Origin of the sequence: Pseudomonas sp. NBRC 111130, assembly GCF_001320485.1 — a bacterium.
Lineage (GTDB): Bacteria > Pseudomonadota > Gammaproteobacteria > Pseudomonadales > Pseudomonadaceae > Aquipseudomonas > Aquipseudomonas vlassakiae.
Genome location: NZ_BCBG01000015.1, coordinates 18,599 through 32,286, shown reverse-complemented (window position 1 = coordinate 32,286; position 13,688 = coordinate 18,599). Strand labels below are relative to the sequence as shown.

The 13,688-nt window shown below is 62.6% G+C and carries 15 protein-coding genes; 10 read left to right on the top strand and 5 right to left on the bottom strand.

What is annotated here, in order from left to right; translation table 11 throughout:
* The first annotated feature begins 9 nt into the window (after window positions 1–9).
* The 5 genes from pstA (at window position 10) to APH33_RS08750 (ending at window position 5,635) form a co-directional block, all read left to right on the top strand.
* Entirely contained in the window at window positions 10–1,680 is a 1,671-nt protein-coding gene (pstA, locus tag APH33_RS08770; RefSeq protein ID WP_054884759.1) for a phosphate ABC transporter permease PstA, read from the top strand.
* A 72-nt stretch (window positions 1,681–1,752) separates the two neighbouring features.
* Complete coding sequence (gene pstB, locus APH33_RS08765) at window positions 1,753–2,586, top strand: phosphate ABC transporter ATP-binding protein PstB (protein WP_054884758.1); 834 nt, start codon at window positions 1,753–1,755, stop codon at window positions 2,584–2,586.
* A gap of 154 nt (window positions 2,587–2,740) precedes the next feature.
* Window positions 2,741–3,511: a phosphate signaling complex protein PhoU gene (gene phoU, locus APH33_RS08760; RefSeq protein WP_054884757.1), complete on the top strand. Its 771-nt coding sequence runs from the start codon at window positions 2,741–2,743 to the stop codon at window positions 3,509–3,511.
* Between the two features lie 164 nt (window positions 3,512–3,675).
* Complete coding sequence (locus tag APH33_RS08755) at window positions 3,676–4,581, top strand: response regulator (RefSeq protein ID WP_054884756.1); 906 nt, start codon at window positions 3,676–3,678, stop codon at window positions 4,579–4,581.
* A gap of 151 nt (window positions 4,582–4,732) precedes the next feature.
* A complete protein-coding gene (locus APH33_RS08750) occupies window positions 4,733–5,635 on the top strand; it encodes a peptidoglycan DD-metalloendopeptidase family protein (protein WP_054884755.1) in 903 nt (300 codons plus the stop codon).
* Window positions 5,636–5,637: 2 nt separating this feature from the next.
* On the opposite strand, the gene APH33_RS08745 is transcribed toward APH33_RS08750, so the two are convergent.
* The 3 genes from APH33_RS08745 to phoB all read right to left on the bottom strand — a co-directional run bounded on the left by APH33_RS08745 (window position 5,638) and on the right by phoB (window position 9,150).
* Window positions 5,638–6,978, bottom strand: coding sequence for a hemolysin family protein (locus APH33_RS08745; protein WP_054884754.1), 1,341 nt, complete (start codon window positions 6,976–6,978; stop codon window positions 5,638–5,640).
* A 126-nt stretch (window positions 6,979–7,104) separates the two neighbouring features.
* The gene (phoR, locus tag APH33_RS08740; RefSeq protein ID WP_054884753.1) at window positions 7,105–8,412 is read right to left on the bottom strand and encodes a phosphate regulon sensor histidine kinase PhoR; all 1,308 of its coding nucleotides are present in this window, start codon (window positions 8,410–8,412) and stop codon (window positions 7,105–7,107) included.
* 48 nt (window positions 8,413–8,460) lie between these two features.
* Window positions 8,461–9,150, bottom strand: a complete 690-nt coding sequence (gene phoB, locus APH33_RS08735) for a phosphate regulon transcriptional regulator PhoB (protein ID WP_003253341.1) — start codon at window positions 9,148–9,150, stop codon at window positions 8,461–8,463.
* A gap of 174 nt (window positions 9,151–9,324) precedes the next feature.
* On the opposite strand from phoB, the gene APH33_RS08730 reads away from it, so the two are divergent.
* Window positions 9,325–9,693 carry a hypothetical protein gene (locus APH33_RS08730; protein WP_054884752.1) on the top strand — a complete coding sequence of 123 codons (369 nt, stop codon included), beginning with the start codon at window positions 9,325–9,327 and terminating at the stop codon, window positions 9,691–9,693.
* Window positions 9,694–9,792: 99 nt separating this feature from the next.
* On the opposite strand, the gene ubiA is transcribed toward APH33_RS08730, so the two are convergent.
* Both ubiA and APH33_RS08720 read right to left on the bottom strand, forming a co-directional pair.
* On the bottom strand, window positions 9,793–10,683 hold the full coding sequence (gene ubiA, locus APH33_RS08725; protein WP_054884751.1) for a 4-hydroxybenzoate octaprenyltransferase: 891 nt from the start codon (window positions 10,681–10,683) through the stop codon (window positions 9,793–9,795).
* Window positions 10,683–11,240, bottom strand: a complete 558-nt coding sequence (locus APH33_RS08720) for a chorismate lyase (protein ID WP_054884750.1) — start codon at window positions 11,238–11,240, stop codon at window positions 10,683–10,685. Before APH33_RS08720 ends, ubiA begins: the two co-directional genes overlap by 1 nt.
* A 113-nt stretch (window positions 11,241–11,353) precedes the next feature.
* On the opposite strand from APH33_RS08720, the gene APH33_RS08715 reads away from it, so the two are divergent.
* The 4 genes from APH33_RS08715 (at window position 11,354) to APH33_RS08700 (ending at window position 13,688) form a co-directional block, all read left to right on the top strand.
* Entirely contained in the window at window positions 11,354–11,521 is a 168-nt protein-coding gene (locus APH33_RS08715) for a rubredoxin (protein ID WP_054884848.1), read from the top strand.
* A gap of 15 nt (window positions 11,522–11,536) precedes the next feature.
* Window positions 11,537–12,685, top strand: a complete 1,149-nt coding sequence (locus APH33_RS08710) for an NAD(P)/FAD-dependent oxidoreductase (protein ID WP_054884749.1) — start codon at window positions 11,537–11,539, stop codon at window positions 12,683–12,685.
* 186 nt (window positions 12,686–12,871) lie between these two features.
* Window positions 12,872–13,168, top strand: a complete 297-nt coding sequence (locus APH33_RS08705; RefSeq protein ID WP_054884748.1) for an HU family DNA-binding protein — start codon at window positions 12,872–12,874, stop codon at window positions 13,166–13,168.
* Window positions 13,169–13,313: 145 nt separating this feature from the next.
* Window positions 13,314–13,688 (top strand): helicase, encoded by a 375-nt coding sequence (locus APH33_RS08700; protein WP_027917039.1) that lies wholly within the window; start codon window positions 13,314–13,316, stop codon window positions 13,686–13,688.

Sequence of the window (13,688 nt, the reverse complement as noted above, 5' to 3'; positions counted from 1 at the left end):
TAGCGATCCGTGAAAAAGGATTCCCTCAAAGGCTGGTTCAAGAGCGGCGCCCCGGGCGTCTGGATCAGCGGTGGCGCGGTGGCCATGGCGGTGATCATGACCGTCGGCCTGCTGGCGGTAATCGCCGTGCGCGGCCTGGGCCACTTCTGGCCGGCCGACCTGATCCAGGCCACCTACAAGGTGCCGGGCCAGGCCGACCACATCGTCATCGGCGAGGTGGTGCAGAAGGAAGAAGTACCGCGTGCCCGCCTCAAGGGCGCCGGCTTGCCGGTGCCGGACGACGGCCCGGAGTTCATGACCCGTGAGCTGGTCAAGGTGGGTAACCGCGACCTCAACGGCAGCGACTTCACCTGGGTGGTCGGCGAGTGGCTGGTCGACGAGCAGCGCCCGGCTGACCTGATCGCCCTGGAGCGCCGCGAGTGGGGCAACTTCTACGGCTACCTGGTCAGCGTCAAGGAAGAGGGCCGCGTGGTTGCCCAAGGCCCGGCGGCCTGGAACGAGCTGCAAGCCCGCCTGAAGCGTGCCAACCAGCTCAACAGCGAACTGCAAACCCTCGAGAAGAAAGACATCGGGGCCATCAACCATGGCCTCGAGCGCCTGCGCCTGCACGGCCGCAAACTGGAGCTGGACGGCAAGCTCGACGCCACCGCCCAGGCCGACATCGACGCCGAACGCGCCGAGCTGAACAGCCGCTACAAGGCCGTCGAGGAGCGCCTGCTGGGCCTGCACCAGGCCTTCGCCCGTGACAGCCTGGTGGCCCGCGACGGCAACGGCCGCGAAGTGGAAATCAACCTGAGCAAGGTGGTGCACGCCATCCAGCCGAATGCCATGTCCGGCTTCAGCAAGATGGGTACCTATTTCGCCAAGGTCTGGGAATTCCTCAGCGACGACCCGCGTGAAGCCAATACCGAGGGCGGCATCTTCCCAGCCATCTTCGGCACCGTGATGATGACCCTGATCATGGCGGTAATCGTCACGCCGTTCGGCGTGCTGGCCGCGGTCTACCTGCGCGAATACGCCAGGCAAGGCCCGGTGACCCGCCTGATCCGCATCGCAGTGAACAACCTGGCTGGCGTGCCGGCGATCGTCTACGGCGTGTTTGGCCTGGGCTTCTTCGTCTATGTACTGGGCGGCTCGATCGACCGCCTGTTCTTCCCTGAGGCGCTGCCCGCGCCGACCCTGGGTACCCCGGGCTTGCTGTGGGCTTCGCTGACCCTGGCGCTGCTGGCCGTGCCGGTGGTGATCGTGGCCACCGAGGAAGGCCTGGCGCGGATTCCACGGACCGTGCGCGAAGGCTCCCTTGCCCTGGGTGCGACCAAGGCCGAAACCCTGTGGAAGATCGTCCTGCCGATGGCCAGCCCGGCGATGATGACCGGCATGATCCTCGCCGTGGCCCGTGCCGCCGGTGAAGTGGCGCCGCTGATGCTGGTGGGTGTAGTGAAGCTGGCGCCATCGCTGCCGCTGGACGGCAACTACCCGTACCTGCACCTGGACCAGAAGATCATGCACCTGGGCTTCCACATCTACGACGTCGGTTTCCAGAGCCCTAACGTCGAAGCTGCGCGGCCGCTGGTATATGCCACCGCGCTGCTGCTGGTGCTGGTGATCGCCACCCTCAACTTGTCGGCGGTGTGGATCCGTAACCACCTGCGCGAGAAGTACAAGGCGCTAGACAGCTGAGCCTGGATTGCAAGCGTGCCGCCTGCCAATCGGCGGCCCTTTGAAACGAATTGATAGCGTATGGAGTTGACCATGCAGCATGATTCCCATACCCACGGCATCGACATGTCTGCCCTGGGTCGTGACAAGCAGGGCCTGCGCCTGGCTGAAGAAACCGTGGCCATCGAAGTGCCGGGCCTGAGCCTGTTCTACGGCGACAAACAAGCCCTGTTCGACGTGCAGATGAACATTCCCAAGCAACGCGTGACCGCCTTCATTGGCCCGTCCGGCTGCGGCAAGTCGACCCTGCTGCGCACCTTCAATCGCATGAACGACCTGGTCGACGGCTGCCGCGTTGAAGGTGCCATCAACCTTTACGGCAACAACATCTACCGCAAGGGCGAAGACGTGGCCGAGCTGCGTCGCCGGGTCGGCATGGTGTTCCAGAAGCCCAACCCGTTCCCCAAGACCATTTACGAGAACGTGGTCTACGGCCTGCGTATCCAGGGCATCAACAAGAAGCGCGTGCTCGATGAAGCCGTGGAATGGGCACTGAAGGGCGCCGCCTTGTGGGACGAGGTCAAGGACCGCCTGCACGAGTCCGCCCTGGGCCTGTCCGGCGGCCAGCAGCAGCGTCTGGTGATTGCCCGTACCATCGCCGTGGAGCCTGAGGTGCTGCTGCTCGACGAACCGTGCTCGGCGCTGGACCCGATCTCGACGCTGAAGGTCGAAGAGCTGATCTACGAACTGAAGTCCAAATACACCATCGTCATCGTGACCCACAACATGCAACAGGCGGCCCGTGTTTCGGATTACACCGCGTTCATGTACATGGGCAAACTGGTCGAATTCGGTGATACCGACACCCTGTTCACCAACCCGGCGAAGAAGCAGACCGAAGACTACATCACCGGTCGTTACGGCTAGCAGCCCTGCGGCTCCTGTGGAGCGGGCGTGCCCGCGAAGCAGGCGCCGCGGTGTGTGGCACCGGCTTCGCCGGTGTTCGCGGGCAAGCCCGCTCCCACAGGGAATGAGACGAACCACTTGATGCTTGCAGCTTGCTGCTTCGCGGAGCGAAACGATGATCAACAAAGAAAGCCTTACCCACCATATTTCCCAGCAGTTCAACGCCGAACTCGAAGAGGTGCGCAGCCACTTGCTGGCCATGGGCGGCCTGGTCGAGAAGCAGGTGAACGATGCCGTCACCGCGCTGATCGAGGCCGATTCGGGTCTGGCCCAGCAGGTGCGTGAAGTCGATGAACAGATCAACCAGATGGAGCGCAACATCGACGAGGAATGCCTGCGCATCCTCGCCCGTCGCCAGCCGGCGGCCTCCGACCTGCGCCTGATCATCAGCATCTCCAAGTCGGTGATCGATCTGGAGCGCATTGGTGACGAATCGACCAAGATCGCTCGCCGCGCCATCCAGCTCTGCGAAGAAGGCGAGTCGCCGCGCGGCTACGTCGAGGTGCGCCACATCGGCGACCAGGTGCGCAACATGGTGCGCGATGCCCTCGATGCCTTCGCCCGCTTCGATGCCGACCTGGCACTGTCGGTGGCCCAGTACGACAAGACCATCGACCGCGAGTACAAGACGGCCCTGCGTGAACTGGTCACCTACATGATGGAAGACCCGCGCTCGATCTCGCGGGTGCTCAGCGTGATCTGGGTGTTGCGTTCGCTGGAGCGGATCGGCGACCACGCGCGAAACATTTCGGAGCTGGTGATCTACCTGGTGCGCGGCACCGATGTCCGTCACATGGGCCTCAAGCGCATGAAGGCTGAAGTCGAAGGCTCTGTGGGGGATGCGGCCGAAAGCGCTAATGTTCCGGGCAAACCTGACGATAAATAAGATTGCTCCCGAGCATCGACGCCCGGCCCGTGCCGGGCGTTTGCGTGTGTGGCAGAGCAATCAGCAGGCACCCGCGAACGATGCGAAGAAGTCCCGGCGTGACCCTAGAGTTGGCAAGTGGCCACCATTGCGCGGTAGGCTAGTCGGGTTCAAGAGGAGTATCGATGAGTAAAGTCAATGTGCTGGTCGTGGATGACGCGCCGTTCATTCGTGACCTGGTCAGGAAGTGCCTGCGCAATGCTTTCCCGGGCATGGTCATCGAAGACGCGGTCAATGGTCGCAAAGCCATGGCCATGCTGGCCAAGGAGCCGTTCGACCTGGTGCTGTGCGACTGGGAGATGCCGGAGATGTCTGGCCTTGAGTTGCTGACCTGGTGCCGTCAGCAGCCCGAGATGAAGGACCTGCAGTTCATCATGGTGACCAGCCGTGGTGACAAGGAGAACGTGATCCAGGCCATCCAGGCCGGCGTCTCCGACTTCGTCGGCAAGCCGTTCACCAACGAGCAGCTGCTGACCAAGGTGAAGAAAGCCCTGAGCAAGATCGGCAAGCTGGAGAGCCTGATGGCTGGTGCACCGGCACGGGTGAATTCGGCCTTCGCCAACGACTCGTTGAGCGCACTGACCGGTGGCAAGCCTGAAGCGGCCAAGGTGGCGGCACCTGCTGCTGCCGCGGCGGCCAAGCCTTTGCTCAATGCGCCGAAGCCACAGACGGCCGCGGCTGCGGCGGCCCAGGTCGGGCGGGGGCAGGGTCAGCTGCGCCTGGCCAGCGGCACCCAGCCCTGCGTGATCAAGGCGCTGAGCCTCAAGGAAGCGTTACTGGTGGTGCGCCGCAGTACAACGCTGCCACAGGTGCTGGAGGGCGCAGTGCTCGACCTGGAGCAGGGTGAGAACGCGGAAGTGGCGCGCCTGAACGGCTACCTGCACGCCATCGCGGCGCTGGAGCCCAAGCCAGAAAGTGACTGGCTGCAGCTGACCTTCAAGTTCGTCGACCAGGATGCGCAGAAACTCGACTACCTGTCGCGCCTGATTGCCCGTGGTACACAGCAGAAGCATTTCACGCCCGGCGCCTGATCAAGGCCATACACAAAACCCTGTGGGAGCGGGCTTGCCCGTTCCCACAAGGTCTGCATCAACCTGCCGGGTTCTTCCGACCGGCTGCAATACCGCTCTCAAATCCCGCTGCTAGTCTTCGACAGACCATATCTGTCAAAAAGCCACCATCATGCTAGCCGCCGCCCGCTTGCTGCTTTTCTGTGCCTTGCTTTCGGCCTCGGCGTCGAGCGTGGGCATGACGATCTACAAGACCGTCGACAACACCGGCGTGGTCTCGTACTCCGATCGCTACAGCCCGGGGGCGAAGACCTTCGAGCTGAGCGAGCCGATCCTCGATCACATCGATGGCAAGGTGCGCCTGCAGGCCGAAACCTTCCCCGGCGGTGTGCGCTTCATGGTGCGCAACGACCTGTACGTGCCGATGCAGGTAGAACTGCGGATCGACAAGCTGAGCAACGCTTTCGGTGGCAACCAGCCGCGCAACATACGCGCCGTGGTGGGGCCACGTTCGAGCAAAGTGCTGAGTTCAGTGCTGGCGGCACCCGGCGGCAAATTGCAGTACGCCACAAGCTTTCAGTACGCCATGGGCGACCCTGGCCAGCGCTCTCTCGCCTACCGCTACCCGTTCCCCTGGAAGGGCGGGCCATTTCGCCTGACCCAGGGGCCCAATGGCCGTTTCAGTCACTTCGGCCCCAGGAGCCGCTATGCGATGGACATCGCCATGCCGGAGGGCACGCCGATCATTGCGGCCCGCGGCGGTATGGTGGTGAAGGTCGAGAATGGCCAGAGCGGCCGAGGCAGCAACCCGGCAGGCAATTTCGTGCGGATTCTGCACCCCGACGGCACCATGGGCGTTTACCTGCACCTGATGCAGAGTTCGGTGGTGGTTCGCGAAGGGCAGCAGGTGGTCGTAGGGCAGGCCCTGGCGAAGTCGGGCAATACCGGTAACAGCACCGGGCCACACCTGCATTTCGTGGTACAGCGCAATGTGGGGCTGGCGCTGGAGTCGATACCGTTCCAGTTCGACCGGCCGCTGGGCGGGTTGCCGGACTTCACTGCCGGCAACCCCTAGGGTCAGTCGAGCTTGAGCACCTTGGCCAGGACGATCTTCGGCCCTTTCATCTTCTTGATGATGATGCGCAGGCCTTCGACTTCCAGCACTTCCTCTTCTTCAGGCACGCGCTTGAGGGTCTCGTAGACCAGGCCGGCGAGGGTTTCTGCCTCGATGTGGTCGAGGTCGACACCGAGCAGGCGCTCGACCTTGAACAGCGGCGTATCGCCACGTACCAGCAGCTTGCCGGGCTGGTAGGCGAGGATGCCGCGTTCGGTCTTGCGGTGTTCGTCCTGGATGTCACCTACCAGCACTTCCAGCACGTCTTCCATGGTCAGGTAGCCGATCACCTTGCCGTCGGCTTCCTCTACCAGCACGAAGTGCGCGCCGCCTTTGCGGAACTGCTCGAGCAACTGGGCCAGTGGCATGTGCCGCGATACCCGCTCCAGCGGGCGAGCCAGATCGTCCAGGTCGATGGTTTCGGGCAGGTGCTCGAGTTCGGCCAGTTCCAGCAGCAAGTCCTTGATGTGCAGCAGCCCGGTGAATTCTTCGCGCTCGGCGTCATACACCGGGTAGCGGCTGAACTTGTGCCGGCGGACCAGGGCGAGGATTTCCTTGAGCGGGGCATGGGCGTCGATGCTGACCATGTCCTCACGCGAGTTGGCCCAGTCCACGACTTCCAGCTCGCCCATTTCCACGGCCGAGGCAAGTACGCGCATGCCTTGGTCGCTCGGGTCCTGACCGCGGCTGGAGTGCAGGATCAGCTTGAGTTCTTCGCGGCTGTAGTGGTGTTCGTGGTGCGGGCCTGGCTCACCCTGGCCGGCGATGCGCAGGATAGTGTTGGCGCTGGCGTTGAGCAGGTAGATGGCCGGGTACATGGTCCAGTAGAACAGGTACAGCGGCACGGCGGTCCACAGCGACAGCAGCTCGGGCTTGCGGATCGCCCACGACTTGGGCGCCAGTTCGCCGACCACGATGTGCAGGTACGAAATGACGAAGAAGGCGACAAAGAACGACACCGCCTTGACCACTTCAGCGCTGTCCACGCCCAGGTAAGCCAGCAGCGGTTCGAGCAGGTGGGCGAACGCTGGTTCACCGACCCAGCCCAGGCCCAGCGAGGCGAGGGTGATGCCCAGCTGGCAGGCAGAAAGGTAGGCGTCGAGCTGGTTGTGTACCTTGCGCAGGATGCTGCCGCGCCAGCCATGCAGTTCGGCAATGGACTCGACGCGGGTGGCGCGCAGCTTGACCATGGCGAACTCGGCGGCAACGAAGAAACCGTTGAGCAGCACCAGCAGGAAGGCAAAGATGATCATGCCGAAATCGGCGAATAACGAGGCGAGGCTGATACCAGGGGAAGGGTCCATGATGGGGTTTTTACGGGGTCCGTCTTCGAGGGAGAGAAAAAAAGTGCCAGCTCTTGCTGGCACAGGGGATCCAATGTAGCGGCTGGGGCAGCAAAAGCAAAGGGCTGCAAAGCTGCCCCTGGTACCTCAGGCTTTGCCGTTGGCCAATTGTGCTGGCCCGAAATGACAGGTGAAGGTACTGCCATGCCCCGGCACGCTGCTGATTTCCAGCTTGCCGCGATGGCGCATCAGCACGTGCTTGACGATCGCCAGCCCCAGGCCAGTGCCGCCAGTATTCGACGCACGGCTGGAGTCGACCCGGTAGAAGCGTTCGGTCAGTCGGGGCAGGTGCTTGGCTTCGATACCCACCCCGGAATCCTGCACCGACAGGTGCGCGCCGTGCTCGTCAGCCCACCAGCGGATGCGGATGGTGCCTTCATCCTGGGTGTACTTCACGGCGTTGAACACCAGGTTGGAGAAGGCGCTGCGCAGTTCCGACTCGCTGCCCTTCAGGCGCAGCCCTGGCGCCGCTTCCAGGGTGATTTTCTGGTTACGTGGCCCGGACAGTGCCTGGGCATCCTGCTTGATCGCAGTGAGCAGGGCATCGACCGCCACCGGCTGGTTATCCGACGGGTAATCGGTGGCTTCCAGCTTGGCCAACAGCAGCAGGTCGTTGAGCAGGGTCTGCATGCGTGATCCCTGCTGGGTCATCTGCTGCAGCGCCCGGGCCCAGCGCGGGTTGACGTCCTCGACGTTGTCCAGCAGGGTTTCCAGGTAGCCGGTGATCACCGTCAGCGGTGTGCGCAGCTCGTGGGAGACGTTGGCAACGAAATCCTTGCGCATCTGCTCCAGCTGATGAATGCGGGTGACATCGCGCACCAACATCAGGTGCTCATTGTTGCCGTAGCGGGTGATGTGCAGCTGTACGCGCAGGCGGTCGTTGATCGGCGAGGGGATCTCCAGCGGTTCGACGTAGTTCTGCGCCTCGAAGTATTCCTTGAAGCGCGGGTGGCGTACCAGGTTGGTGACCGGCTGGCCGCCGTCCTGTGGGGTCTTGAAGCCCAGCAACGTCTCGGCGGCACGGTTCCACCACTCCAGGTTGCCATCGCTGTCGAGCATGATCACCGCATCGCGCAGTGCCGCAGTGGACTCCTGCACCCGGTCGATCACCGCCTGCAGGCGCCCGCGCACGCGCTGGTCGCGGCGTTGCAGGTGGTAGATGCTGTCGAACACCTCACCCCACAGGCCGTAGCCATCGGGCGGTGCTTCGTCGGGCTGATGGTTGCGCAGCCAGTCATGCAGGCGCAACAGCTGCTTGAGTGTCCAGCCCAGATAGAGCGCCAGGCCGATGGCCAGGCTCCAGCCGTAATAGCCGCTGACCAGGCCGCCGATCAGGCAGACAGTGATCAGCAGCAACAGGTGGCGAATCAGGGTCGCGTGCCAGTTCTGGTTCAATTGACGGTCCTTGTACAACGACGTGCAGCTTGGCGCTTGTCGGCTCGATCAGCTCTTGGTCGAGAAGCGGTAGCCAGTGCCCCGGACGGTTTGTACCAGATTTTCGTAGGCCTCACCCAGTGCCTTGCGCAGGCGACGGATGTGTACGTCGACGGTGCGCTCCTCGACATACACATTGCCGCCCCACACTTGGTCGAGCAGCTGGCCACGGGTATAGGCGCGTTCCTGGTGAGTCATGAAGAACTGCAGCAGGCGGTATTCGGTAGGGCCCATCTCGGCCGGCTTGCCGTCGATGGTCACGCGGTGGCTGATCGGATCGAGCAGCAGGCCGCCGACTTCGATCGGCGCTTCACTGTCGCTTGGGCCCGTGCGACGCAGCACGGCCTTCAGCCGGGCTACCAGTTCACGCGGCGAGAACGGCTTGGTGATGTAGTCGTCGGCGCCGACTTCCAGGCCCTGGATCTTGTTGTCCTCTTCGCCCTTGGCAGTGAGCATGATGATCGGGATGTCGCCGGTCAGCTCGTCGCGCTTGAGGCGGCGTGCCAGCTCGATGCCGGAGGTGCCGGGCAGCATCCAGTCAAGCAGGATCAGGTCCGGCTTGCGGTCGACGATGATCGCGTGGGCTTGCTGGGAGTTCTCGGCTTCCAGGCAGTCATAGCCGGCCATTTCCAAGGCGACGGCGATCATCTCGCGAATCGGTGCTTCGTCGTCGACGATCAGAATGTTTCTGCCAACCATGCTCAAAACCTCTCCCGGGAATCGTGTCTTGGCCCGCATTAGATAACGGAATTATTGCAGCTGTGTGACAGGGTGTTGGCCGTTCTGGCGACATTCCATGACTGGGCTAGGCTTCACTGGGCCGCCGTGGCGGCAAACAACACGCATTTCACCCCCGAATCTATGGTGAATCCAATGACACGACATACGCTGAGCTGGATGGCCTTGTTCGCTGCATTTGCGCTACCTGGAGTGGCTTCAGCCGACCATGGCATGACAGAAAATGGCATGTTGGTCGACCACAACAAAATGACGCTGTACACCTTCGACAAGGACGCCGGTGGCAAGTCGATGTGCAACGGTGATTGTGCGAAGAACTGGCCACCCTTGATGGTCAAAGATGGCGAGAAGGCCGAAGGCAAGTGGACGCAGATCAAGCGTGACGACGGCAAGATGCAGTGGGCCTATGACGGCAAGCCGCTGTACACCTTCAAAAATGACATGAAGGCCGGTGAGACGAAAGGTGATGGCATGAAAGAAGTCTGGCACGTCGCCAAGCCCTGAAGCCCGCCTCTTGACGCTATGGGAGCGGGTTTACCCGCGAATGCTGTGCAGCCACCCTTGCATTCGCGGGTAAAACCGCTCCCACAGTGACGCTGAACCTCAGCGCAATGCGTAATCCAGCACCACCCCGATGAACACCAGCAACCCCGCCCAGTGATTGTGCAGAAACGCCTTGAAGCACGATTCGCGGTCCAGCCTGCGTGTCGACCAGTATTCCCAGGCAAAGCACGCCGCCGCCCCCAGCAACCCCAAGTGGAACCAGCCACCCAGCTCGAAGCGGCTGCCCGCCAGCAGCAGGCAGCCCAGCGACAGCAGCTGCAGGGTCAGGATAATCGCCCGGTCCGCCTCGCCGAACAGGATCGCGGTCGATTTCACCCCGATCTTCAGGTCGTCGTCGCGATCCACCATGGCGTAGTAGGTGTCGTAACCCACTGTCCACAACAGGTTGGCGATGTACAGCAGCCAGGCACTGGCGGGCAACTCGCCACCGGCCGCGGTAAAGGCCATGGGAATGCCCCAGGAATACGCCGCACCCAGCACCACCTGCGGGTAATAGGTGTAGCGCTTCATGAATGGGTAGCAGAACGCCAGCGCCACCGCGCCGAACGATAGCCAAACGGTCCGGCTGTTGGTGCACAGCACCAGCAGGAAGCTCACACCGACGAGGATGGCGAACAATGCCAGCGCCTCGCGCGACGTGACCCGGCCGCTGGCCAGCGGCCGGTCGGCGGTGCGTTTGACATGGCCATCGACCTTGCGGTCGGCGAAGTCGTTGATGCAGCAACCTGCGGCGCGCATCAGCACCACGCCCAGGCCGAAGATCAGCACGTTGGCCAGGGTCGGCGAGCCGTGCCCGGCGATCCATACCGCTGACAGGGTCGGCCACAGCAGCAGATAGATGCCGATCGGCCGATCCATGCGGCTGAGCTGGACAAAGTCCCAGGCCCGGGGGTGCAGGCGGTTGAGCGACTTGAGCAGGTGCAGGTACATCAGCGGTTCTCCTCCTTGGCCGCTTGCCACAGTGTAGGCAGGAAAACCTCGGCCACCAGCAGGTCGAGGCCGTTACGGGCGAAGCGTGAGCGGCGCCCCCAGAGCCCAGCTTGCGCGGCATCGGCTGGCAGCCAGCCTTGTGGATAACGGCACACCTCGATCGGGTGGCGGATGAATGCCTGGTCACAGAACAGCAATTCGCCCAGCGAACGGCTACCCAGGGTTTCCAGGTCCAGCCCGCCGCGTTCCAGGGCGCTGCGGCTGGCCACGCTGCGGGCAAACACCCAAGGTTGGCCATGCCCGCGCAGGAACACCTCGCGCACCCAGCCTTCGGCACCTGGCGCAAGGTTCAGGGCCACGCATTCGTCATCGCGCAGCGGTTGCCAACCTTCGAACAGGGGGGTGACGCTGAAGTGTCCCTGGGACAGCTGGGTGAGGCGGCGAGTCAGGGAGCCTTCGTCGAACAGCCAGTCCAGGGTTGGCTGGTCGATTTCAGGGGCCAGCTGTGAATACGGCAGCCACGCGACAGCGGCTGCTTGCGGGGATTCGTACGACACGTCGGTATGCTTGATTACAGCCAGAGAGGCGGCGAGCTTAGCATGATTGCCCTGAGTGCTTGCATAATGCCTGGCTAGAACAAAGCCTGATCGACACCGAGGAAAATGACCTGATGAAAAAGTGGCAGTGTATTGTCTGTGGCCTGATCTATGACGAAGCCGAAGGCTGGCCGGATGATGGCATCCCGCCTGGTACCCGTTGGGAAGACGTACCGGCAGACTGGCTGTGCCCTGACTGCGGCGTGGGCAAGAGCGACTTCGAAATGATCGCCATCGGCTAAAAAGGAAGGCAGCGCATGACGTCCCCCGTGGTGATTATCGGTACCGGCCTGGCCGGCTATAACCTGGCACGTGAATTTCGCAAGCTCGATGGTGACACGCCGCTGCTGCTGATTACCGCCGATGATGGCCGGTCCTACTCCAAGCCCATGCTCTCCACGGGCTTTGCCAAGCAGAAGGACGCCGATGGCCTGTGCATGGCTGAACCTGGCACGATGGCCGAGCAGCTCAAGGCCGAGATCCGCACCCATACTCGCATCAGCGGTATCGACCCGGGTCACAAGCGGCTGTGGGTCGGGGAAGAAGCGATCGATTATCGCGACCTGGTGCTGGCATGGGGGGCGCAGACCGTTCAGGTGCCAGTCGAAGGTAATGGTGCCGGGCGGATTTTCCAGATCAACGACCTTGAAGATTATGCGCGCTTCCGTGCCGCGGCGGCGGGCAAGCAGCGAGTGCTCATTCTCGGCGCCGGCCTGATCGGGTGCGAGTTTGCCAACGACATGCGCTTGGGCGGTTTCGAGGTCGATGTGGTGGCACCTTGCGAGCAGGTGATGCCGACCTTGTTGCACCCGGCTGCCGCCGCTGCCGTGCAAGCCGGCCTGCAAGGGCTGGGCGTACGGTTCCACCTCGGCCCGGTGCTGACCCGTCTGCAGCAGGCAGGAGAGGGGCTTGAGGCGCACCTGTCCGATGGACAAGTGATCGTCTGCGACCTGGTGGTCTCGGCCATCGGCCTGCGCCCGCGTACCGACCTTGCCGCTGCTGCCGGCTTGCAGACCAACCGCGGCGTGGTAGTGGACCGTCAGCTGCGCACTTCGCACAGCAACATCTTCGCCCTTGGCGACTGTGCCGAAGTCGACGGTATCAACCTGCTGTATGTGATGCCGTTGATGGCCTGCGCTCGTGCCTTGGCGCAGACCCTGGCCGGTAACCCTACCCAGGTCAGCTACGGGCCAATGCCGATTACCGTGAAGACCCCGGCTTGCCCGCTGGTGGTATCACCGCCGCCGGCCGGCCGTGAAGGCAATTGGCAGGTCGAAGGGCAGGGTAGCGATCTGAAATTGCTCTGCCATGCCGCCGACGGCCAGTTGCTCGGCTATGCCCTGACCGGGAGCGCCGTCACGGAAAAACTTGCGCTGAATCGGCAGCTGCCCGCTGTCATGGCGTAAATAGCTGACGTTCTGTCGGATTTATCCTGTTGTTGCCAGCACAATGGCCGCCCAGATACTGGCGCGGCCTCGGTGGGCGTGCCATTCTCAGTTCCGTCTGCCGCAGATTAGAGCCTGCGGTGCCTTGAACGCTGCTTCATGGCAGCACGGCATAACAACAAGAAATCCCGTCAAAGAGGCTTCACTATGCGTAAACCAGAACTCGCCGCTGTCATTGCCGAAAAGGCTGACCTGACCAAGGAAAAAGCCAACCAGGTGCTGAACGCCATTCTCGACAGCATCACCGGTGCCCTGGACAAGGACACGGTTACCCTGGTCGGTTTCGGTACCTTCGAAAAACGTCATCGTGGTGCCCGCACTGGCAAGAACCCGCAAACCGGCCAACCGGTGAAGATCAAGGCCAGCAACACCGTTGCCTTCAAGCCTGGCAAGAACCTGCGCGACAGCGTCAACACCCCGGCCAAGCCAGCCAAGAAAAAGTGATCGACTGCTGACATCCAGAGTCATCAAGCGGGCGCCTCAGGGCGCCCGTTATGCATTCTGGAGGCTAAGTGTCGCGAACTTGCGTACTCAGTCGAGGAAAAGGATAAACTGCGCTCCTCAGTCATTTTTTATTCGAGGCGCGTTGATGAAGTTTCGCTTTCTTCTCTGGGCCATGGGGCTGCTGATGGCCAGGGCCAGCCGCAACAACCCGGCGTTTCAGCAGCAACTCAAGGACAAAGACCTGGTTTTCCAGATGCAGACGCTGGACGGCAAGGTAGCGCGGCACTTCATCGTCAGCGGTGAGCGCATCAGCAGCAAGGGCGGCAGCCATCCGCAGCCGGCCTTCGCCATCGCCTTCAAGGATGCCGCCTACGGCTTTGCCACGATGCAGGCGGGCAACAAGCAGCTTGCGTTCATGCAGGGCATCCAGGACAAGAACATCCAGATCAAGGGCAATCCGGCGCTGGTGATGTGGTTCCAAGGGCTGATGAAGTACCTGAAACCGAAGAAGAAAGGTTGA